Genomic DNA, 21,828 nt, shown 5'->3' with positions numbered 1-21,828 from the left:
CTTGCGCCAGCTCAGCGCGTCCCGGTGGTCTGGCGAAAGGCCATCACCGCCTGGTTGCGCAAGGTGCGCAGCAGGGACAGGTCCTTCTCGCTGAGCTGCAGGCTGTTGGCTTGGCCCTTGTCGGCATAGATCAGGCCCAGCGCCATGTCCTTGCCCTGGTGTTTCATGACGAGCGGCAGCAACAGGAAGGTCGGGGCCTGGACGCGGTCGCGAAACCAGCCCGGCAGGCGGGAGGCCATGGACGCCACCGAGGCATCGGCGATGAGGGTATCTGCCCCCTTGAGGGTCACGGCCGTGAACAGATCGGGTTGCCCACCCGGGGGCACGGTCAAGGCAATCTGGAACAGGGACTTGAGGGTATCCGCCTGCTCCCCCAGACCGATGCGTCCGAGCAGCTGCCCGGTGCGAGGGTCACGCAAACAGAAGATCACCCGGCGGCAATCGAGTGCGCGGTAGACCGTCTCCAGAATCATCTGCAGGATGTCGTTGAGCTTGAAGGACTCGACCATGGTATTGGTGATGTCCTGGATGCCGCTGGTGAGGATGCCGACCGTGTCCTGCGGGGTGTAGGCCGGCAAGGCGCCCAGGGCGCCATCGGCGTCGGGCTCGGCCAGGCCCAGGGCTGCGGCGTCCGGGCCGCCGGTGTCGCCCGCATTGGGTGCATCCACATAGAAGGATTCGAGCAGGCGCTCGGCCGGTGAGTCATCCGGGATGTCGAGCTGCAGGGCACGGGTGAGTTCGGTCAGGCGGGTGCGGGCCCGCGCGGCAGCGTCCTGCACGGCCGAGCGAGTCAACTCCAGCGCAGGCGCGTAGCGCTGGTTGAGGGCGTCCAGCTTCTGGCCAAGCTCGACCGGTGTCGTGAACATCATCGCGTCGGCCGCTTCGTTGGCCAGCGTGTCAAGCCAGAACAGGCGCTCGGGTTGCGCAGCCAGGGAGCGCATCGGCGGGTTCGAGTCCGGCACGCGCATGTTCTGCAGCAGGGTATCGGGCAGCCCCCAGCTCTTGCCGACATGCTGCCCCAGGGCATCGAAGCCCAGCCCCAGTACCTGAAAGGAGGCCTGCTCCTCACTCATCACGGGCGGCGCATCGGCTTCGGGTCGCACCAGCTCGCGGATCTGCTCGGCGTCTTCCGGCAGGTAGAACTCCACCAGCAGGCGCCCCAGGTTGCGAAACAGGGCTCCGATGAAGGCTTCTTCGGCATCGTGGTGGCGACCGCAGAGTTCGCTGGCCAGGGTGCCGGCCATCACCGTGCGCAAGAACGCTTCTTTCAACTGGCGGGCATGCTGCTTGTCGGCCATGTGCTCGACCAGCATCAGCGACAGGGCCAGGTTGCGCACGCCGGCCATGCCGATGAGCATGACGGCACGCGAGACGGTCGACACCGGGTCGGTGCCTGCACGCCGGTAGTGCGCGGTGTTGATGAGGCGCAGCAGCTTCTGCGTCAGCGCCACATCCTTGAGGATCTCGTCACTGAGTACGCTCAGGCTCTCGTGCTCGGCGTCCGACAGGGCCTGGATGCGGGTCACCGAAGCAGACAGCGCCGGGAAGTCGCTCTTGTAGCGCATGCGGCGCAGCAGGTATTCGAGCGTCACCTGCTGACCATCGGAAGGCGCTGGTGCGTTGGGGGCGCCTTCGGGGACGGGCGCAGACGAGGAAGCCGTCATGGTTCGGGATCGATGTCGGGAAAGTGGGAGCCGGGTAACCCTGCTCACATTGAGCCATACACCCGGCGCCATCAATCGGTGAAATACCGTGACATCGGCACGCCTTTAGCGCTTCACGCCCCTCAGCAGCCGCAATCCATTGAAAGTCACCAGCAGGCTGGCACCCATGTCGGCAAACACCGCCATCCACATGGTGGCGTCATCGAACAAGGCCATCAGCAAGAAGGCGGCCTTGATGCCGAGCGCGAACGCGATGTTCTGCCACAGCACGGCATAGGTGCGCCGCGACAGCGCAATGGTCTCGGCCACCTTGCGCAGGTCATCGTTCATGATCAGCACGTCGGCCGCTTCGACGGCCGTGCCCGTGCCCGCGCCACCCATGGCAAAACCGATGGCGGCGGCACTCAAGGCCGGGCCGTCGTTGATGCCATCACCCACCATGGCCACCGGGCCGACCTGCGCCAACTGCTGCACGCGCTGGAGCTTGTCATGCGGCAGCAGGCTGCCGTGCACTTCATCGATGGCCACCTGCCGGGCAATGGCCTGGGCCGTTACCTCGTTGTCACCCGTCAGCATGACCACCCGCACGCCTTGCGCATGCAACTCGGCGATGGCTTGCTGGCTGCTCGGCTTCGTGGTGTCGGCCACCGCGAACAGGGCCAGCACGCCCTGCTCGCCTGCCAGCAAGGTCACCGTGCGGCCTTGCGCTTCGTGCGCCTGCATGCGGGCCTCCAGCTCGGCCGAACACTGCTGCCGCTCTTCGATCCAGCGGTGGTTGCCCAGCACGACAGGCAGGCCATCCACCAGCCCGTGCACACCGCGACCGGCATCGGCACCCCAATCGGCTACAGGCAGCAAATCCGTATCCAGGCCGGCGGCAATGGCCTGTGAGACCGGGTGGTCCGAACGCTGTGCGAGGCTGCAAGCCAGGGCCAAGATCCGGCTCTCAGACAAGCCCGGAGCCAGCACCTCGGCCGCCACCAGCTTGGGTTGACCCTGAGTGACGGTGCCCGTCTTGTCGACCGCGACCACGCGGAGCTTGCGCGCCTCTTCGAGGTAGACACCGCCCTTGATGAGGATGCCCCGGCGCGCGGCGGCGGCCAGGCCGCTGACCACCGTCACCGGGGTGGAAATGACCAAGGCACAAGGGCAGGCGATCACCAGCAGCACCAGGGCCTTGTAGACCGCACTCAGCCACGGCCAGCCCAGCAGCAGAGGTGCGCCCACAGCCACAGCCAGCGCCAGCACGAAGATGGCAGGCGTGTAGATGGCTGCGAACTGATCGACGAAACGCTGGGTGGGGGCGCGTTTGCCCTGGGCCACCTCCACCTCGTGGATGATGCGTGCCAGCACCGTGTTGCCGGCTGCCTGCGTGACCTCGAATTCGAGTGCCCCGCTCTGGTTGACCGTACCGGCGAACACCTCGTCTCCCGGTACCTTGTCCACCGGCAGGCTCTCGCCCGTGACCGCGGACTGGTCCACGGCGCTCTGGCCACTCACGACACGGCCATCCAGCGCGAAGCGCTCGCCAGGTTTGACCCGCACGCGGGCGCCGGGCACGACGTGAGCGGCATCCACCAGAGACCAGCTGCCATCGGTCTGCTGCACCTCGGCCTGATCCGGCGAGAGGGTGAGCAAACCCGAGATGGCGTCGCGCGCCCGCTCCACCGAGCGGGCCTCGATCAACTCGGCCAGCGAATACAAGGCCATGACCATGGCCGCCTCGGGCCACTGCCCGATCACGAAGGCACCCAGCACGGCCACCGTCATCAAGGCATTGATGTTGAGCTGACCTCGCCACAAGGCCTGTGCACCTTTGCGCAGCACCGCTGTTCCGGACAAGGCGATCGCACACGCGGCCACCGCCATGCCCGCCACCTTCCACAACATGGCATCGGGGGCGAAGAAATGCAGCAACTCGGCCACGGTGGCGACCAGCAGCGCCATCACCAGCTGGACCAGTTCCGATCGGCGCGATGCCGCAACAGCGTCCGCCGCAGGCGGTGCAGCCAGGATGTCATTGGCAAACCCGGCCGACACGATGGCCTGCCGGATGCTCGACCACTGCGCGGCATCGGCGTCGATGGCCAGGGCGCGGCCTGCGAGGTCAAACTGCAGCCTGCGGATGCCGGCGATGGATTCCAGCACACGCCGAATCTGGCCCTCTTCGACCGGGCAATCCATGGCCGGGATGCTCAGCAGCAGGGTACTGGCGCCCGCTGCCAAGGGTTGGCTGACAACCGGCTCATGGGCATGGTCATCGTGGGCACCGCCACAGCAATGGGCTGAGCCGCACGCCCCGTGCTCGGCCGTGTGATCGTGATGGGTGTGGTGTGGGTGAGGGTTGAACATCGTGGATTTCCGCTGATGGCCTCTATTGGAATCCCTGTAGTTGCTATAGAGTCAAGCCATGAAGATCGGAGAACTCTCGCAAGCCGCCACCACCCCCGTGGAGACGATCCGCTACTACGAGCGGGAAGGCCTGTTGCCGGCCCCGCAACGCACGCAGGGCAATTTCCGGGTCTACCAGGCCGCCCATCTGGAACGCCTGCAGTTCATCCGGCATTGCCGCAGCCTCGACATGTCGCTCGACGAGGTGCGGGTGTTGCTGCGCTTCAAGGATGCCCCGGACGAGAACTGTGGGCATGTCAACGCGCTGCTGGACGAGCACATCGGGCATGTGTCGCAACGCATTCAGGAGTTGAAGTCGCTGGAAAAGCACCTCAAGGAATTGAGGCTGCGCTGCAGCGAGTCACGCCCGGCGGAGCAATGCGGCATCCTGGCCGGCTTGTCCGAAGCGGTGAGCGACCACGCGGCGCCCGCCAAAGAGCACAGCCACCTGCGCCATGTCCATGGCCGCCGTTGATCAGGCCGAGGGCGGGCGGGCATCCCGCTGGTTGGCAGCGACCCAGGCTTCATAGCCGCCTTGCAAGGGGCGCACCGACTGGTAACCCTGTTCCAGCAGCAGGTGGGCTGCATGGATCGCCCCCGCGTCTTCCGGGCAGGCACAGATGGTCACGATGGGCTGGTCCTTGGGCCAGTCACCCACGGCATCCTGGGGATGCTGGTGCTGCGCCAGCCGCGCCCCGTCAATCGGGCCTTTTTCGGCCACCATGGCCGGGCCACGCAGGTCCAGCACCAGAGGTGGGCGTTCGGCTTCCAACGCCGCCAGCAATTCCAGGGGCGTGATGTGAGGCACGGCGCTCAGGCGCTTGAAGCGGCGGCGTTGCCAGAGCTTCCACGACAGCCACACCAGCAAGGCCAGGCCCACGGCGATCAGCGCGCTGGATGCGTCGCGATCGAGAAACTGCATGACAGCCTGCACACGGTCTTTCAGAAACCAGCCCAGGCACAGCGCCACTCCGGCCCACAGGGCGGCACCCAGACCCGCCGCACCCAGGAAGCCGATCTGGTTCATGCGCAAAGCACCCGCGATCGGAGGGGCCACGGTCGAAAAGCCGGGCAGGAACTTCGCCACCACCAGCGAGGGCAGGCCCCAGCGCACGAAGCGCGCCTCGGTCTGGCTGACACAGGAGGACGGGTTGATGGAGAGGCGGCACAAGCCGGTCAGCACGCGGTAGCCGAACAGCCGGCCGGCACGGTACCAGACCCAGTCGGCCAGCACCGAGGCGACCGTGGCCACCAGCAACAGCGGAATCAGCCCTGCACCATCTGTGGCCAGGCTGGCCACCACCAGCAAGGTCGGAAATGCCGGCACAGGCAGGCCCAACTGCTGCATCAGCACATTGAAGAACACCGTCATGACGGCGTTGTGTCGCAGGGTGTCGGTGAGCTGATTCAGGTCCACGTGGTGCCATTCCTTCCAGCCAGCAGTGTAGCGAGGCTGCCAGACCGGCACCGGCGTGGGGTCACACCCCTGGCGGCAGCTTGCTGCGCATCTGTCGCCGGCGGTTCAACCGCTCCCCGTCGACCACGAAAGTACCATCACCCACCGCATGCAGCATGGGCCGGCGCTGGTAGCCTGTGCTCACATGGGCAACCAGCCCCTCCAGCACGACGATGCCATGTGCCTGCACGATGTCGACCACCCGGCACTCGATGTTGGCCAGACACTCCTTGATGAGTGGCGCTTGCACCTGGCGTCCCGCTACCGGCGTCAATCCGAAGCGCGCGAACTTGTCGGTGTCGCTCCCGGAACAGGTACCCACGCCGACCACCTTGTCCAGCAAGGGCGCATCGGGTATGGCCAGCACACACGCCCGTGTGGTCTCCAGCGCCGCGTAGGAATGGTTCCAGGGCCCGGTGGCCAATGCGAAACGGGGGGTGAAGTCGAGCACCATGGTCCAGGTGATGGTCATGACATTGGGGCGCTCGCCATCGTGGGTGGTGACCCACACCACTGGGCCGGGCTCAATGAGGGTGAAAGCCTTGTGCAAAGGCAAGGTGCGCATGGGTCAAGCTCGCTGTCTGAATCGGTATCCGATACCCGATTCGGTGGTCAGGTAGGTCGGCATGGATGGGTCATCTTCGATCTTCTTGCGCAAATTGGCCATGTGCACGCGCACATAGTGCATGTCCCCCTCATGGCCGGGCCCCCACACCGCCTTGAGCAACTGCTGGTGGGTGACGACACGGTCCGGCTGGCGCACCAGATGGGTCAGCAGCTTGTATTCGATGGGGGTGAGATGCAAGGGCTGCCCCGCCTTCGCCACCGTGCGGGTCGTGAAATTCACACTCACCTCGCCGAAGCGGATCTCGCTGTCGCCCACCGGATTCTGGAACAGGTGCCTGCGAAACTGAGAGCGCATCCGCGCCAGCAACTCGCCCGAACCAAAGGGCTTGACCAGATAGTCATCTGCACCGGCGTCCAGCGCCTCGATCTTGTCGTCTTCCCGGCTGCGTGCCGACAGCACCACGATCGGTACCTGTGACCAGCTGCGCAACTCTCGAATCAGGTCGACGCCGTCACCATCGGGCAGCCCCAGGTCGAGCACGATCGCATCCGGACGCCGCGTACCCGCCTCGATCAGGGCACGGCGTACGGTGTCGACTTCGAACACCTCGTAGCCCTCGGATTCGAGGCTCAGTCTGATGAAGCGCCGGATGTCCGCATCGTCTTCCACCACCAGGACCTTGACGCTCACTTCGGTCATGCCTCACCTCCCGATTCGGGCGACCAGCTCAGTTGGCTGCCGTCGTCGCTGGGAGGCTGTCCGACCGGCAAGGCGATGGTGAAGCATGCCCCGCCCTCAGGCCGGTTGCTGGCCGTGATCACACCTCCATGGGCCTGCACGATGGCCCGGCAAATGGCCAGCCCCAGTCCCACACCCGGTGTCGCACTTTCCTTCATGCCGCGCTCGAATTTCTCGAAGATGGAGGTTTCCTTGCCAACAGGCAAACCCGGCCCGGCATCCTCCACGGTCAGCCGCACCTCGCCCCCCCAGCGCCGGCCCCCGACCATGATGGCCGTGCCAGACGGGGTGTACTTGGCCGCATTCTCCAGCAGGTTGACCAACACCCGCTCGAACAGCACGCTGTCGAGATGCAGCAAGGGCAGATCGCCATCCAGCTTGACCTGGACGGGGCGGCCATCCAGCAAGGTGGCACAACTTGACAAGGCGCTGCCCACCACCTCTTCCAGCGGCAACCACTGGCGATTCAACTGCACGGCCCCGGCTTCCAGTCGGGCCATGTCAAGCAGGTTGCTCACCAGTGCACTCATGCGCAGGGCCGACTGGCGGATCGACTGACCGATCTGCTTCTGGGCCTCGCTCGGCGGCGGTGATGTCAACTCCAGCGCATCAGCCATGCCGACCAGGGACGCCAAAGGGGTGCGCAGATCATGCGAAATGGCGGACAGCAGCGAGTTGCGCAGCCGCTCGGACTCGATCTGGATCGAGCTCGCCTGGGCCACATCGATGTAGTGGATGCGCTCCAGCGAGATGGCCAGCAAGGAGGCACAGGTTTCCAGCAGCTGACGCTGTTCGGGGCCCATCCACAACGATGGTGGCGGCTCGACCACCAGCACGCCCCGCGTGCGCATGATGGCCTTGAGCGGCAGCACCAATGACGGGCTCGCCGGCAGGGTATCGGTTCCCTTGCCAGCAGGCTGGCTCCTGTCATACGCCCACTGCGCGATCCCCCTGTCGACAAGGGCATTGCCGCCAGGGATGTCATGCAGCTGACCGGCATCATCGGCCACAACCAAGGTGGCCGGCATGCCGAACTCCGCCCGAATGAAGCGCTGCCCCAGCTCGGCCACCTGCTGGGTCAACAAGGCGGAGGCCAGTTCCTTGGACATGCCATACAAGGCCCGCACGCGCTGTTCACGCAAGGTGGCCACTTCGGCCTGGGCTTTCAGGCCGGCCGTCAACTGCCCCACCACCAGGGCCACGCACAGCATCACCGCGAAGGTCACCAGGTACTGCACATCGGTGACGGCAAACGAAAACCGAGGCTGTACAAAGAAGAAGTCGAACAGGCCCACCCCGACGAACGCAGCCAGCACGGCAGGGCCGCGCCCCAAGCGCAGGCTCACTCCGACCACTGTCAGCAGGAACAGCATGACGATGTTCGACAACTCCAGCCTCGACACCAGCGGCGATGCCAGTATGGCCGTGACCACACAGGCCAGCACGGCCAGGCCATAGGCGCGCCAGTCGAGTGTCCAGAGGTCATCCCTGCCCCGCATCCTGTCGACCGCCGCACGGATGCCATGTGGCAAGGCAATCTGCAGCACGTCCAGCTCGTCGGACAGCGCCAGCACCTGGTCCGACAAGGCTGCCTGCCAAGGCCAGCGACGCGAGCGACGCCCCATCACCAGACGGGCCAGATTGTGTTCGCGGGCATACCGCACCAGGGTCTGTGCCACATCCCTGCCTGACAGGGTCGCCACCGTGGCGCCCAATTGTTCGGCCAGCTTCAAGGCCTTGAAGGCCTGCTGCGCCACATGGGCACCGCCGCCGGCCGTCACCGGCCTGTCCACATGGACCGCGTGCCACTGGATGCCCAGTTGCGTTGCCAGCCGGGCACAGGCGCGCACCACCTTGTCGGCACCGGCCCCATCACCCACACAGGCCAGCAGGGCCTCGCGGTGTGGCCAGACCTGCCCGACTGCGGCGCTGCGCCGATAAGCGAGTACCTCGTTGTCCACCCGATCGGCTGTGCGCCGCAAGGCCAGCTCCCGCAGCGCCAGCAAATTGCCCTTGCGAAAGAAGCTGCCGACCGCACGCTCCGCCTGCTCAGGGATATAGACCTTGCCAGCCTTCAGCCGTGCCAGCAACTCGTCTGGCGGCAGATCGACCACCACCACCTCATGGGCGCGGTCAAAAAGCTGGTCAGGTACGGTTTCCCAGACCGGGATGCCGGTGATGCCGCTGACGATGTCGTTGAGGCTCTCCAGATGCTGGACATTCATGGTCGTCCAGACGTCCACCCCGGCAGCCAGCAACTCCTCCACGTCCTGCCAGCGTTTGGGATGACGGGACCCTGCCACATTGCTGTGCGCCAGCTCGTCGACGAGCACCAGTGCCCGGTCATGGGTCTGGGCATGCGCCAATGCGGCATCCAGGTCGAATTCGGTCAGGTTGCGGCCCTTGTAGACAATGGACCGCAAGGGCAAGCGTGGCAGGCCCGCCGCCATCGCCTCGGTGTCCTGCCGCCCATGGGTTTCCAGCAGGCCGATGACCACCGCCCGCCCCTGACGGATCTCTTGCTGGGCTGCAGCCAGCATGGCGCAGGTTTTTCCCACACCCGCGCTGGCGCCAAAAAAGATCTTCAGCTCACCCCGCAGGGCTTCGGCCGCTTCTTCCTTGACACGGTCGAGCAGCTCATCGGGATCAGGCCGATTCTGCGCATCTTGCATGGGAAACACACCCCTGGCAGACAAGTCGTCACAAGCCCGCAGTATCGGTGGTCGAACATCAAGAAGTCATCAAGATTGACGCCGACCGGCCGGTCTTGATGCTTTCTTGATGCGCAGCCAGAAAAACTTGTCCACATCTTGATACCCCGCTTCCTACGATGCATTCACCCATCCAACAAAGGAGCGAACCATGGATGTCGCTTTCATCGTCCTGGGCTGCCTGTTCTGGCTGACGCTGGCCGGCATGGCTCAGGGCTGCGCCCGAATCGGAGGACATCGGAAATGACCTGGCTGTATGCACTGTGCGGCGTGATCGCGATCGGCTTGCTGATCTACCTGGTCATGGCGCTGCTCAACCCGGAGACACTGTCATGACCCTGCATGGCTGGACCCTTTTGATGGTCTTCAGCATCACCCTGATGCTGCTGGCCTACCCACTTGGTCGCTACATCGACACCGTCATGAACGGCCGATGGCGCTGGCTGACCCGTATCGAAAACCTGCTCTACCGGCTCTGCGGCGTCAAACCCGATGCAGAGATGGGCTGGCTGCAGTACGTCCTGGCGCTGCTGCTGTTCAATGCCCTGGGCCTGCTGGTCGTCTACGGTCTGCAAAGGCTGCAGGGGTGGCTCCCCTTGAACCCGCAAAGCCTGGGCAATGTATCGCCCGACTCGGCATTCAATACCGCTGTCAGTTTCGTCACCAACACCAACTGGCAAGGGTATGGCGGCGAATCCACCATGAGCTACCTGACCCAGATGCTGGGGCTGTCGGTGCAGAACTTCCTCTCGGCCGCAACCGGCATCGCCGTGGTGATCGCCCTCATCCGAGGTCTTACCCGGCACAGCAGCCAGGCCATCGGCAATGCCTGGGTCGACGTGACCCGCAGCACGCTGTGGATCCTGCTGCCCCTGTGCTCGGTTTTCGCGATCGGGCTTGTGCAGCAAGGTGTGATCCAGAACTTCGCGCCCTATCAGGACATCACATCGGTTGAGCGTCTCAGCTACGACGCCCCGCAACTGGACAAGCAAGGCTTGCCCGTGAAAGACGCCCAGGGTCAGCCGGTCATGACCACGCTCAGCACCCGCACGCAAACCCTGGCCATGGGCCCGGTCGCCTCTCAGGAAGCCGTCAAGCTGCTCGGAACCAATGGCGGCGGCTTCTTCAATGCCAACTCGGCGCACCCCTTCGAAAACCCAACAGCCCTGAGCAATTTCGCCCAGATGGTGGCGATCTTCCTGATTCCGGCTGCGCTGTGCTTCACCTTCGGCCGCGCCGTCGGTGATCTGAGACAAGGCTGGAGCGTGCTGGCTGCCATGTGGCTGCTCTTCGCGGCGGGGGCCGTGGGCACCATGCGGTTTGAACAGCAGGGCAACCCCTTGCTCGCCCACGATCAGGTCAACCAGGTTGCCTCGGCCGGGCAGGCTGGCGGCAACATGGAAGGCAAGGAAGTGCGGTTCGGCATCGTCGACTCGGCCCTGTTCGCCACGGTCACCACCGATGCATCGTGTGGCGCCGTCAACGCGATGCACGACTCCTTCACCCCGCTGGGTGGTCTGATTCCGATGGTGAACATGCAGCTCGGCGAGGTGGTCTTCGGTGGTGTCGGGACGGGGCTGTACGGGATGCTGGTATTCGCCATCCTGGCGGTGTTCATTGCCGGCCTGATGATTGGTCGCACCCCCGAATACCTGGGCAAGAAAATTGAAGCCTTCGACATGAAGATGGCATCGATCGCCATCCTGGTGACGCCCTTGGTGGTGCTGCTGGGCACGGCTGTGGCCGTCATCACCGAGTCCGGTCGTGCTGGCATCGCCAACCCCGGCGCCCACGGTTTCTCGGAGATCCTCTACGCCCTGACCAGCGCAGCCAACAACAACGGCAGCGCCTTTGCAGGCCTGTCGGCCAACACCCCCTTCTACAACGTCTTGCTGGCCATTGCCATGTGGCTGGGCCGCTTCGGGGTCATCGTGCCGGTGTTGGCCTTGGCAGGATCCCTGGCCGCCAAAAAGCGGGCCACGCCGACCGAGGGGTCGATGCCGACACATGGCCCCTTGTTCGTGATGCTGCTCATCGGCACCGTGCTGCTGGTCGGCTTGCTGAATTACGTACCGGCGCTTGCACTGGGCCCGGTTGTCGAGCACCTGATGCTCTGGAAGTGAGGCACCTCATGACTCGCATGGCCTTCAAACTCTATGACACCCAGCTGCTGCGGCCCGCTGTGGTCGATGCGTTCAAGAAGCTGGACCCTCGTGTCCAATGGCGCAACCCCGTGATGTTCGTGGTGTACGTGGGCAGCCTGCTCACCACCTTGCTGTTCGCGCAAGCCTGCATCCAGCCAGGCGATGCGCCAGCTGGCTTCATCCTGGCCATCGCGCTGTGGTTGTGGTTCACCGTGCTGTTTGCCAACTTTGCCGAGGCCCTGGCAGAAGGGCGCAGCAAGGCACAAGCCGCTTCGCTACGCAGCCTGAAAAAGCAGACCTGGGCCAAAAAGCTCGAAGCCCCACGTCGGGACAGCCCCTGGCACCCCATCGAATCGACCCAGCTGCGCAAGGGTGACACCCTGCTGGTCGAGGCAGGTGATGTGATCCCCGCCGATGGCATCGTGATCGAAGGCGTGGCATCAGTGGACGAAAGCGCCATCACGGGCGAATCCGCACCGGTCATCCGGGAGTCGGGCGGGGATTTCTCTGCCGTCACCGGCGGCACGCGCGTGCTGTCCGACTGGATCGTGGTGCAGGTGGCGGTCAACCCCGGCGAGACCTTTGTCGACCGCATGATCGCGATGGTGGAAAGTGCCAAGCGGCAAAAAACACCCAACGAAATCGCACTCACCATCTTGCTGGTGGCTCTGACCATCGTCTTTCTGGTGGTGACGGTGACCCTGCTGCCCTATTCATCGTTCGCCGTAGCCATGGCTGGCGGCGGGGCCACCGTGAGCCTGACCGTGCTCATCTCCTTGCTGGTGTGCCTGATTCCCACCACCATCGCCGGACTGCTGTCGGCCATCGGGGTGGCTGGCATGAGCCGCATGATGCAGGCCAACGTGATCGCCACCTCCGGACGGGCCGTCGAAGCAGCTGGCGATGTGGATGTGCTGCTGATGGACAAAACCGGCACCATCACCCTGGGCAACCGCCAGGCAGCCGATATGCTGCCGGCACCCGGTGTCAGCCAGGCTGAGCTGGCCGATGTGGCCCAACTGGCCTCTCTGGCAGACGAGACCCCCGAAGGGCGCAGCATCGTGGTGCTCGCCAAGCAGTTGTTCGGCTTGCGCGCCCGCGACCTCGGCAGCATGGGGGCCACCTTTGTGCACTTCTCCGCACAGACCCGCATGAGCGGTGCAGACCTGCCCGGCAGGCTGATCCGCAAGGGCTCGTCCGATGCCATTCGCAGACACGTGCATGGCCTGGGAGGTGACTTCCCGGCGCTGGTGGATGCGCTGGTAGAAGAGGTGGCGCGTCGGGGCAGCACTCCCCTGGTGGTCTCCGACAACGCCCGCGTCCTCGGGGTCATCGAGCTCAAGGACATCGTCAAGGGCGGCATCAAGGAACGCTTTGCCGAGCTGCGCAAGATGGGCATCAAGACCGTGATGATCACGGGCGACAACCGATTGACTGCCGCGGCCATCGCAGCAGAAGCGGGGGTCGACGACTTCCTGGCCGAAGCCACGCCCGAACAGAAGCTGGCCCTGATCCGGCAGTATCAGGCGGAAGGTCGCCTGGTTGCGATGACGGGCGACGGCACCAACGATGCCCCGGCACTGGCACAAGCCGATGTGGCGGTGGCCATGAACTCGGGCACCCAGGCAGCCAAAGAGGCCAGCAACATGGTGGACCTCGACAGCAACCCCACCAAGCTGATCGAGGTGGTCGAAACCGGCAAGCAGATGCTGATGACACGCGGCTCGCTGACCACCTTCAGCATCGCCAACGACATCGCAAAGTACTTCGCGATCATCCCCGCAGCGTTTGTCGGCACCTATCCGCAGCTGTCGGCACTGAACGTGATGCATCTGAGCAGCCCCGCCTCGGCCATTTTGTCGGCGGTGATCTTCAACGCACTGATCATCATCGTGCTGATCCCTCTGGCACTCAAAGGGGTGCCCTACAAGCCGCTCGGTGCCGCCACCCTGCTGCGTCGCAACCTGCTGATCTATGGCCTGGGCGGTGTGCTCGTGCCCTTCATCGGCATCAAGCTGATCGATGCCTCGCTCAGCCTGTTCAACCTCATCTGATCAGGAGCGTCACCATGACATCCCTCTTGCGCCCTGCCCTCAGCCTGTTCGCCACCCTGACCGTGGTGACGGGGCTGGCCTACCCCATGGCGATCACGGCCCTGGGCCAAACCTTCTTTCCCCATCAGGCCAACGGCAGCCTGTTGCACGACCATGACCAGCTGATCGGCTCCGAGCTGATCGGGCAGGCCTTTTCGGAGCCCCGCTACTTCTGGTCGCGGCCATCGGCTACCGGCCCGATGCCTTACAACGCGGCCAATTCTGGCGGCTCCAACCAGGGCCCCAGCAACCCGGCCTGGCATGACACCGTCACAGCCCGTGTGGCCCATTTGCGTGCGGCCGATCCGGGCAATACCCAGCCCGTACCGGTAGACCTGGTGACGGCTTCGGCGAGCGGGCTCGATCCGCACATCAGTCCTGCGGCGGCCCTCTATCAGGTGCCTCGCATCGCCAGGCTGCGCCACCTGCCGCCTCAGGTGGTTGAGGCGCTGGTGGCGCACCACACCGAGCAACCCTGGCTGGGAGTGCTGGGCGAAGCCAGGGTCAATGTGCTGAAACTGAACCTGGCGCTCGACCGGCTGACACCGGCATGACCCACCCAGTCGCTGCAGACTCAGATGAGCAAACCCAACTGCAGAGATCGGATATTCGGGGTGGAACACAACGCTGCTCACCAGCCCTTTCGCTGTCGCATGGCTGGTTCATCCACGAATAGCGGTCGCTATGTTTGACCGGCCATAACGTGGGCCAGCTGTCGTTTTTCAGGTTTTACGGACACCTCGTGGGTGTCTATGCTGAAAACCCTCGAAGAAAGGCAGTTCACCCATGACCCAGACGACGACGGAGCTGGAATCGCTCCTGATGCAGCGCTCGCTGACCGACACGGCCTTGCTGGCCGCAGCCGATGCCGCTGAAGACTTCCGCATCCTCCCCGACGTCACCGTGATCAAGGTTGGCGGCCAAAGCGTCATCGACCGCGGCCGTGCAGCGGTTTTCCCGCTGGTCGATGAAATCGTCCAGGTCCGCCAGCAGCACAAGCTGCTGATTGGGACAGGTGCAGGCACCCGTGCCCGACACCTCTACTCCATCGGTGCAGGGCTGGGCCTGCCCGCCGGGGTGCTGTCGCAACTGGGCTCTTCGGTCGCCGACCAGAATGCGGCCATGCTGGGCCAGTTGCTCGCCAAGCACGGCATCTCGCAGGTGAGCGGTGCCGGCCTGTCTGCCCTGCCGCTGTTTCTGCAAGAGGTCAATGCCGTGGTCTTCAGCGGCATGCCCCCCTACAAGCTCTGGATGCGCCCGTCACCCGACGGAGTCATCCCGCCCTACCGCACCGACGCCGGCTGCTTCCTGATGGCCGAACAGTTCGGCTGCAAGGCCATGGTCTTCGTCAAGGACGAGAACGGCCTCTACACCGCCAACCCCAAGACCTCCAAAAACGCCACCTTCATCCCGAAGATGTCGGTTGACGAAATGAAGGCGGCCGGTCTGCACGACTCCATCCTCGAGTTCCCCGTGCTTGATCTGCTGCAACAGGCACGCCATGTGCGCGAAGTGCAGGTCATCAATGGCCTGGTTCCCGGCAACCTGACCCGGGCCCTTGCTGGCGAACACGTCGGCACCATCATCACTGCGAGCTGAGAAGTACGACCATGGCTGACCACATCAACGAGATCAAGCACGTCGCATCGCCGCTGGCTCGCCAGACCCTGCAAGACACCGCCCTGACCAGCCCGGTGGCCGGTCGCAAGCCGATTCGCCTGCTGCCCTGGCTGCAGGTGGTGAAGATCGGTGGCCGCGCCATCATGGACCGTGGGCATGAGGCCATCCTGCCCATCGTCGACGAGATCCGCAAGCTGCTGCCGGAACACCGCCTGCTGATCCTCACGGGGGCGGGCATCCGCGCACGCCACCTGTACAGCGTGGGGCTGGACCTGGGCTTGCCGGTGGGCTCGCTGGCACCGCTGGCCGCCAGCGAGGCCGGCCAGAACGGGCACATCCTGGCGTCGCTGCTGGCACCTGATGGAGTCTCATACATCGAGCACCCGACCATGGCCAACCAGCTATCGATCCACTTTGCGGCGGCGCGCGGCCTGGTCGGCAGTGCCTTCCCCCCGTACCACCACCACGAATTTCCGGGCTCCCGCATCCCGACCCACCGGGCCGACACCGGCGCTTTCCTGCTGGCCGATGCGCTGGGCGCAGCCGGTCTGACCATCGTGGAAGACGTGGACGGCATCTACACGACCGACCCGACCGGCCCGCAAGGCAGCCAGGCCGAGTTGCTGAGTGAAACCAGCGCCGCCGAGCTCGCCAAGATGGAGGGCACCTTGCCGATCGACCGGGCCATGGTCGAGGTGATGGGCACGGCGCGCCATATCGAACGGGTGCAGGTCATCAACGGCCTGGTACCCGGTCGCCTGACGGCGGCCCTGCGTGGCGAACACGTGGGTACGCTCATCCACACGTCCGCCCACAAGGACTGATCTGCCTCAGGACGAGTTCCGTACGCGGCGGGTCGTGCCCGCCCACGTCTGCAGCAACCCCGACATCCTGATAAAATGCCGGGGTAGCCGCGTGTTGCTCACCCCCGCGGCCCTGACGCCTGACAGACCGGAGCATGCCTGGCATGCCCTCCTGATCAACACAGCCCGCGGCCCTCTGCCCTTGTTGCGGAAGGCTGTCCCGAAACGGCGAGTTCCACGTCGACCCGACACTGTCAGGTCGGCACCACACGGCAGACACCATCTTGTCGCCCCGCGAGGTCATGCTTTGGCATCACCTCGCCACTGGCTTGTGCCCCTCTGTATCAGGGTGCAAACTTCCAGATGGTGCCTATACCGTCCAACACAGACAGAGAACCATTTCCATGGCTAAGGAAGAACTCATTGAAATGCGTGGTCAGGTCGACGAAGTCCTGCCCGACTCCCGCTTTCGCGTGACCCTGGAAAACGGGCACAGCCTGATCGCCTACACCGGCGGCAAGATGCGCAAGCACCACATCCGCATCCTCGCGGGTGACAAGGTGTCGCTGGAGCTGTCGCCCTACGACCTGACCAAGGGCCGCATCACCTTCCGTCACCTGGAGCCGCGCTCCAACTCGATGCCCTCGAACCCGCCTCCACGCAAGTACTGAGATGGCAGGTGTGGTCTGAGCTCAGACCACGTTGCGGGTCTCTGACAAGGTCCACTCCACGCGGTTGCGCCCCAGGCGCTTGGCCTGCAACAGGGCCCCATCCGCCGCTTCGGTGAGCCCGGAAGCGGCGTCCACCACCGGGTAGGCGGCCAGCCCTGCACTGAAAGTGCAGTGCAAGGTCCCACCCGGGTGCGCGTGCGGCAAGGCCGCGAAATCGTGGCGAATGCGGTCAATCACCCCGCCAGCCTGCTCGGGTGTCACCCCCGGCAAGGCCACCAGAAACTCTTCCCCACCATAGCGCCCGATCAGGTCACTTGAGCGCAGCCGGCCCTTGAGCAACCAGGCCAGCGCGCGAATGACCTGATCCCCCACCGGGTGACCATAGGTGTCATTGATCGCCTTGAAGTGGTCAATGTCGATCATGGCCACGGTGAGGGGCACCTGCCCGCCCGCCGCCTCGGCCAACAGCGCCTTGAGTCGGCTCTTGGCCGCCGTGTGGTTGAGCAAGCCGGTCAGTCCGTCGAGGCGGGTCGAGCGCAAGGTTTCCCTGAAACGCTCGATCTTGGTTTTGACCACCGCGGCCAGCAACACCGGGTTGAAAGGCTTGGTGAGGAACTGGTCGCCCCCCAGACGCAAGGCCTCGACCTGCATGCCCACATCAGTGGCGCTGGACACATAGACAATGGGCAAGGTGCTGTACGCCGACATCTGCCGCAACACCCGTGTGGCCTCCACGCCGTTGAAGCGTGGCATGTACATGTCCATCAACACCAGATCGGGCCGGTAGGCTTCCAGCGATTCGATCAAGGTGCCCGGGTCGCGGATCACCAGGCTGTCGATACCGTGCTGAACCAGGGTACGCTGGATGAGCGCACCCGCCACCCGCGAATCTTCGACCACCAGCACACGGTGCTTGTCCTGCTCCAGGTTCTGAACCAGGTCGAGGATGCGGTTGAGCACCATGGCCGACTGCTCCTCAGCCGGGATGCTCACGTCGATGCCGGCGCGCATGAGCGCCACGATGGGCTCGATGGCAGACTGGGCCCCCAGGAAGAAGAGCTGGCTGACCGGGCTGGCCGCACGCACGGCCGAGATGAATTCGAAATGTGCGGCTTGCATGTCGCCGGGTGGGGGCACAAACAGCACCGCCAGCGGCTGATCTTCCACAGGAGGTGGTGTCCCCCAGTTCACGTCGATCACCTGAAAGCCGAAATACCGCATCTGACTGGCGAGCGCCGAGGCCATGCCGCTGCTGCCTTCCGGGCTGACGAGCCAGATCGTTCGGGGCTTGATCCACTCGACCTCATTGGCGGCAGCGGGCGCCAGCTCCTCGCCACGGCGCTCGGGCACCGCCGCGGGGGGCTTCACGGTGGCCACAGCCCCCAGCAGCGTGTCGAGCTGACGCTGGATGATCGCGACATCCTGGTCGCCCAGCGGGTGGGCATCTTCGTCGCCCAGGCGGGTAAGGGCCACCCCCTCCAGCCCCTCGCACAAGCGAACGAGGCCGGGCAGGCGCAATCGGTTCAGGTGCTCGGCCAGGCTGTTGACCGCCACGGCAAACTCGATGAACTGCTCGAACAGCCCGTCGGCCAGATACGCATCCCAGCGCGCCCGCAGCACATCAATCCGGTCATCTGTCGAGGTCGGCGGCAATGCAGTCATGGGGTAATTTGGCTTGCTTGCATCCATTATCGGATCGCCCTGATTCGCCTATCCATTCATCAATACCCTGGTGTCCGGCCAGTTGCGTCGTTCACGCCACATAGGCGCGCTCGAGCTCACCCACCGGCATCGGCCTGCCAAACAAATAGCCCTGATGGTGTGCGCAGCCATGTTCCGCGAGGAAATGGCGCTGCGCTTCCGTCTCGACCCCTTCGGCTATGACCGTCAGGCCCAGGCTTTGCGCCAGGCCGATGATGGAGCGTACGATGGCGGCGTCATTGGGCTCGCTCAGCACATTGCGCACGAAGGACTGGTCAATCTTCAGCTGATCCAGCGGCAGGCGCTTGAGGTAGGCCAGCGAGGAGTAACCCGTACCGAAATCATCGAGCGCGAAGGTGACCCCTCGCGACTGCAGCACGGCCATCTTCTCGATGGTGTCATCGAGGTTGTCCAGCAGCAGGCTTTCCGTCAGCTCCAGTTTCAGCCGCTCCGGGCGGGCGCCCGCCATGGACAAGGCCTTGAGCACCTGGTCCGCAAAGTCCGGCTGGCGGAACTGGCGTGCGCTGACATTGATAGCGATGGTGACATCTTCCAGCGAGCTGGTCTGGGCCCAGTCGGCCAGTTGGCGACAAGCGGCTTCCAGCACCCATTGGCCCAGGGGCAGGATCAAGCCCGTGTGCTCGGCCACCGGGATGAACTGCGCAGGCGAGACCATGCCCTTGTCGGGGTGCAACCACCGGATCAGGGCTTCCACGCCAACCAACTGACCGTCATCTCGCACCTGAGGCTGGTAATGAAGCTGGAATTCGTGGCGCTGCAGCGCCTTGCGCAGGTCGGCCTCCAGCGTGGCTCGGCGGTTCACTTCCACCTCCATCGCCGGGTCGAAGAAACGCACGGTGTTGCGCCCCCCCGCCTTGCCTTCGTACATGGCCAGGTCTGCGCGCTTCATCAGCTCTTCCAGCGCATCGTGCTGCGGCCCGAACAAGGCCACGCCTATGCTGCAGGTGCTGTGGTACTCCTGCCCATTGAGGTCATAGACATCCGCCAGGGTACGCAGCAGCTTATCGGCCACATGCCGCGCCTGATCGGCCGCCTCCGACTCGTTCGAGCTCAGCTCGGACAACACCACCACGAACTCGTCACCACCAAACCGGGCCAGGGTGTCCGTGGCACGCAGGCAGGGGCGCAGGCGCTCGGTGATCAGGCGCAACAGCAGGTCGCCCTTGTCGTGGCCCAGGGTGTCATTGAGCGTCTTGAAGTTGTCGAGGTCGATCATCAGCAAGGCGCCGTTGTAACCGGTGCGCGCGCAAGCAGCCTGAATCAGCTTGAGGCGGTCCATCACCAGGCGCCGGTTGGGCAAGCCGGTCAGGGAGTCGAAATAGGCCAGGCGCTCGATCTCGGCCTCGGCCGCCTTGCGCTGACTGATGTCCGAGAACGCCACCACGCGGTAGGTGACATCCCCGGACTGCGAATGCACCGTGTTGATGGTCAACCACTGCGGATAGACCTCGCCATTCTTGCGCTGGGTCCAGATCTCGCCCTGCCAGTGGCCGCCGGCCTCCATCTCGGCTCGCACGGCATCGTAGGCCTGCCCCACCACACCGGACGGCTGCAAGGACGCCGAAGGCTTGCCAACCACGTCCTCTGGCTGGTAACCCGAGATGTCGGTGAAGGCCTTGTTGACGCGCAGCACCACCCCGGCACCATCCAGCACCATCATGCCTTCCTGCGAGTCAAAGGCGGTGGCAGCCAGCGCCAGATCGGACTGGGCCTGGCGGCGGGTGGTGACATTGCAACCTGTGCCGCGGTAGCCAACAAACTGCCCCAGCTCGAAAACAGGCGAACCACTGACCGAACTCCAGCGCTCCTCGCCACTCGGCAAAGTCACCCTGAACTCGAACTGCGTGATCGGCTGGCGTTTCGCGAGCTTGTCGAGGTGGTAGGCCCAGTTGCGCCTTTCAGCGGCATCCTGGTTCAGTGCCAAATCCCGCAGAGGCATGCCGATCATCTGGCTGGGTGCCATGCGCAGCTCTTCAGGCAGGCGTGGCGACACATACGAAAAGCACAGGTTGGCGTCCAGCTCCCAGAACCACCAGTCCGCCGTAGCCGAGGCGAAATCACTGAAACGCCGCTCGTTGTGACGCAGGGCATCGTCGGCTTTGCGCAAGCGGCTCTCGGCTGAGGACACACGCAGGTACAGGGTGCAAAACAGCAAGCCCATCATCGAGACGCTGGCCAGAGCCAAGGCCTGCAACTGCATCGCAGCGTCCTGCCGTTCAGCCGCCACATCACGCAACACGGCCATGCTCACATCCTGGCGTCCCGAGATATCTGGCAAAGGCACAAAGGCTGCAGACCAGCGCAAATCATCCTGAGCCAGTTCGGTGACCTTGTCGGCGTGTGTACGCTCGGCCAACCAGCCGTTCCAGGCTGCCATCAGCCCATCGGGCAGGATCGCCGCCGTCTGGCTCAGCAGGACCTGCTCGGGGTCATCATCCCAGCGACCACTCAGCCCCAGGGATGCCTTGCCCTGCGCAAAACGCTCGGGCGATGTGACCGATTTGCGCACCGCCGTCATCACCTGCAGGTTGAGCACCCGCGATACTTCCTGGGCGAACCACTGGGCTTCCGTGCCCATCTCGACGTAGCCGATCAGCTTCCCGTCTACACGCCAGGGCGCGACATACCGCAGGGTATAGGTCGACAAGGTCCCCAACTCCATGCCACTGGCGGGCTCGCCCGTCTGCATCGCCTGCTTCAGGCTCTCGCGCTCGATCAGGTCGCCGCTGCGCCCGGGCACATGCACCCGCAACAGCACCCGCCCCTCGGGCGTCATGAAATACCAGTGGGTGATGCCCAACTGCTGCCGCAAGGCGTCGAAGCGATTCTGGGTGGCAGCCAGCAAGGCAGCCTTGTCGCCATGAACCATGGCCTGGACCAGGCGGGCGTCCGACTGGGCATCCGACACCTGCCAGGCCAGCTTGGTCACTTCTTCCTGCTGCAGACGCGCCCAGAAACTGCGCGCATGCTGCGCCACACTCCGGGTGTGTTCACGCTCCTGACCGCGCAGATACTGGCCGGCCCCAACGATGAACAGCACCACCAGCACCATCAGCACCAAAGCCGCCGGCATCAGAATCTGGCGTTTGAGCCGGGTGGAAGGCACGCGCACCCATCCCTCCTGCCTCAGGAGCGGGGGCGGGGTCGGAGACCGAACTGGACGAGAGGGACCCTCTCCGACGGGGGCTGCAAAAGACATCGGTACTGCGGATCAGGGGTGAACGTTACCCAGATCGGCAGATCTCTT

The 21,828-nt window shown here is 64.6% G+C and carries 16 protein-coding genes; 8 read left to right on the top strand and 8 right to left on the bottom strand.

What is annotated here, in order from left to right; all coding sequences use genetic code 11:
• Positions 1–11 precede the first annotated feature (11 nt).
• Positions 12–1,664 (bottom strand): HDOD domain-containing protein, encoded by a 1,653-nt coding sequence (locus tag ACE3PH_RS12655; protein ID WP_374319511.1) that lies wholly within the window; start codon positions 1,662–1,664, stop codon positions 12–14.
• Between the two features lie 105 nt (positions 1,665–1,769).
• Positions 1,770–4,016 carry a heavy metal translocating P-type ATPase gene (locus ACE3PH_RS12650; RefSeq protein WP_374319509.1) on the bottom strand — a complete coding sequence of 749 codons (2,247 nt, stop codon included), beginning with the start codon at positions 4,014–4,016 and terminating at the stop codon, positions 1,770–1,772.
• A gap of 58 nt (positions 4,017–4,074) precedes the next feature.
• Between ACE3PH_RS12650 and cadR the strand changes: the two genes are divergently transcribed.
• Entirely contained in the window at positions 4,075–4,530 is a 456-nt protein-coding gene (gene cadR / locus ACE3PH_RS12645) for a Cd(II)/Pb(II)-responsive transcriptional regulator (RefSeq protein ID WP_374319507.1), read from the top strand.
• Here the strand turns inward: cadR and ACE3PH_RS12640 are convergent, their stop codons facing one another.
• The 4 genes from ACE3PH_RS12640 to ACE3PH_RS12625 form a co-directional block, all read right to left on the bottom strand.
• Complete coding sequence (locus ACE3PH_RS12640) at positions 4,531–5,472, bottom strand: VTT domain-containing protein (protein WP_374319505.1); 942 nt, start codon at positions 5,470–5,472, stop codon at positions 4,531–4,533. It lies immediately after the preceding gene.
• A gap of 61 nt (positions 5,473–5,533) precedes the next feature.
• The gene (locus tag ACE3PH_RS12635) at positions 5,534–6,076 is read right to left on the bottom strand and encodes a flavin reductase family protein (RefSeq protein ID WP_374319503.1); all 543 of its coding nucleotides are present in this window, start codon (positions 6,074–6,076) and stop codon (positions 5,534–5,536) included.
• Between the two features lie 3 nt (positions 6,077–6,079).
• Entirely contained in the window at positions 6,080–6,778 is a 699-nt protein-coding gene (locus ACE3PH_RS12630) for a response regulator (RefSeq protein ID WP_374319501.1), read from the bottom strand.
• Positions 6,775–9,489 (bottom strand): DUF4118 domain-containing protein, encoded by a 2,715-nt coding sequence (locus ACE3PH_RS12625; RefSeq protein ID WP_374319499.1) that lies wholly within the window; start codon positions 9,487–9,489, stop codon positions 6,775–6,777. The genes ACE3PH_RS12630 and ACE3PH_RS12625 overlap by 4 nt, the downstream gene beginning before the upstream one ends.
• Before the next feature lie 282 nt (positions 9,490–9,771).
• Between ACE3PH_RS12625 and kdpF the strand changes: the two genes are divergently transcribed.
• The 7 genes from kdpF to infA all read left to right on the top strand — a co-directional run bounded on the left by kdpF (position 9,772) and on the right by infA (position 16,859).
• Positions 9,772–9,864, top strand: coding sequence for a K(+)-transporting ATPase subunit F (gene kdpF / locus ACE3PH_RS12620; RefSeq protein WP_374319497.1), 93 nt, complete (start codon positions 9,772–9,774; stop codon positions 9,862–9,864).
• Positions 9,861–11,651 (top strand): potassium-transporting ATPase subunit KdpA, encoded by a 1,791-nt coding sequence (kdpA, locus tag ACE3PH_RS12615; protein ID WP_374319495.1) that lies wholly within the window; start codon positions 9,861–9,863, stop codon positions 11,649–11,651. The genes kdpF and kdpA overlap by 4 nt, the downstream gene beginning before the upstream one ends.
• An 8-nt stretch (positions 11,652–11,659) precedes the next feature.
• Positions 11,660–13,726 (top strand): potassium-transporting ATPase subunit KdpB, encoded by a 2,067-nt coding sequence (gene kdpB, locus ACE3PH_RS12610; RefSeq protein ID WP_374319493.1) that lies wholly within the window; start codon positions 11,660–11,662, stop codon positions 13,724–13,726.
• A 14-nt stretch (positions 13,727–13,740) separates the two neighbouring features.
• A complete protein-coding gene (gene kdpC, locus ACE3PH_RS12605; RefSeq protein WP_374319491.1) occupies positions 13,741–14,319 on the top strand; it encodes a potassium-transporting ATPase subunit KdpC in 579 nt (192 codons plus the stop codon).
• A 232-nt stretch (positions 14,320–14,551) separates the two neighbouring features.
• Positions 14,552–15,364, top strand: a complete 813-nt coding sequence (locus ACE3PH_RS12600; protein WP_374319489.1) for a hypothetical protein — start codon at positions 14,552–14,554, stop codon at positions 15,362–15,364.
• Positions 15,365–15,375: 11 nt separating this feature from the next.
• Positions 15,376–16,209, top strand: a complete 834-nt coding sequence (locus ACE3PH_RS12595; protein WP_374319487.1) for a hypothetical protein — start codon at positions 15,376–15,378, stop codon at positions 16,207–16,209.
• A 383-nt stretch (positions 16,210–16,592) separates the two neighbouring features.
• Positions 16,593–16,859 carry a translation initiation factor IF-1 gene (infA, locus tag ACE3PH_RS12590; RefSeq protein ID WP_374319485.1) on the top strand — a complete coding sequence of 89 codons (267 nt, stop codon included), beginning with the start codon at positions 16,593–16,595 and terminating at the stop codon, positions 16,857–16,859.
• Positions 16,860–16,880: 21 nt separating this feature from the next.
• On the opposite strand, the gene ACE3PH_RS12585 is transcribed toward infA, so the two are convergent.
• Together ACE3PH_RS12585 and ACE3PH_RS12580 are read right to left on the bottom strand one after the other, a co-directional pair.
• The gene (locus ACE3PH_RS12585) at positions 16,881–18,521 is read right to left on the bottom strand and encodes a diguanylate cyclase (RefSeq protein ID WP_374319482.1); all 1,641 of its coding nucleotides are present in this window, start codon (positions 18,519–18,521) and stop codon (positions 16,881–16,883) included.
• A gap of 91 nt (positions 18,522–18,612) precedes the next feature.
• Positions 18,613–21,693, bottom strand: a complete 3,081-nt coding sequence (locus tag ACE3PH_RS12580) for an EAL domain-containing protein (RefSeq protein WP_374319480.1) — start codon at positions 21,691–21,693, stop codon at positions 18,613–18,615.
• Positions 21,694–21,828: the final 135 nt, after the last annotated feature.

The sequence above is a fragment of the Aquabacterium sp. genome, assembly GCF_041909175.1.
In the GTDB taxonomy this organism is placed as follows: Bacteria; Pseudomonadota; Gammaproteobacteria; order Burkholderiales; family Burkholderiaceae_C; genus Aquabacterium.
Note: the sequence above shows the minus strand (reverse complement) of the source record. Positions and strands in the feature narration are given on the sequence as shown.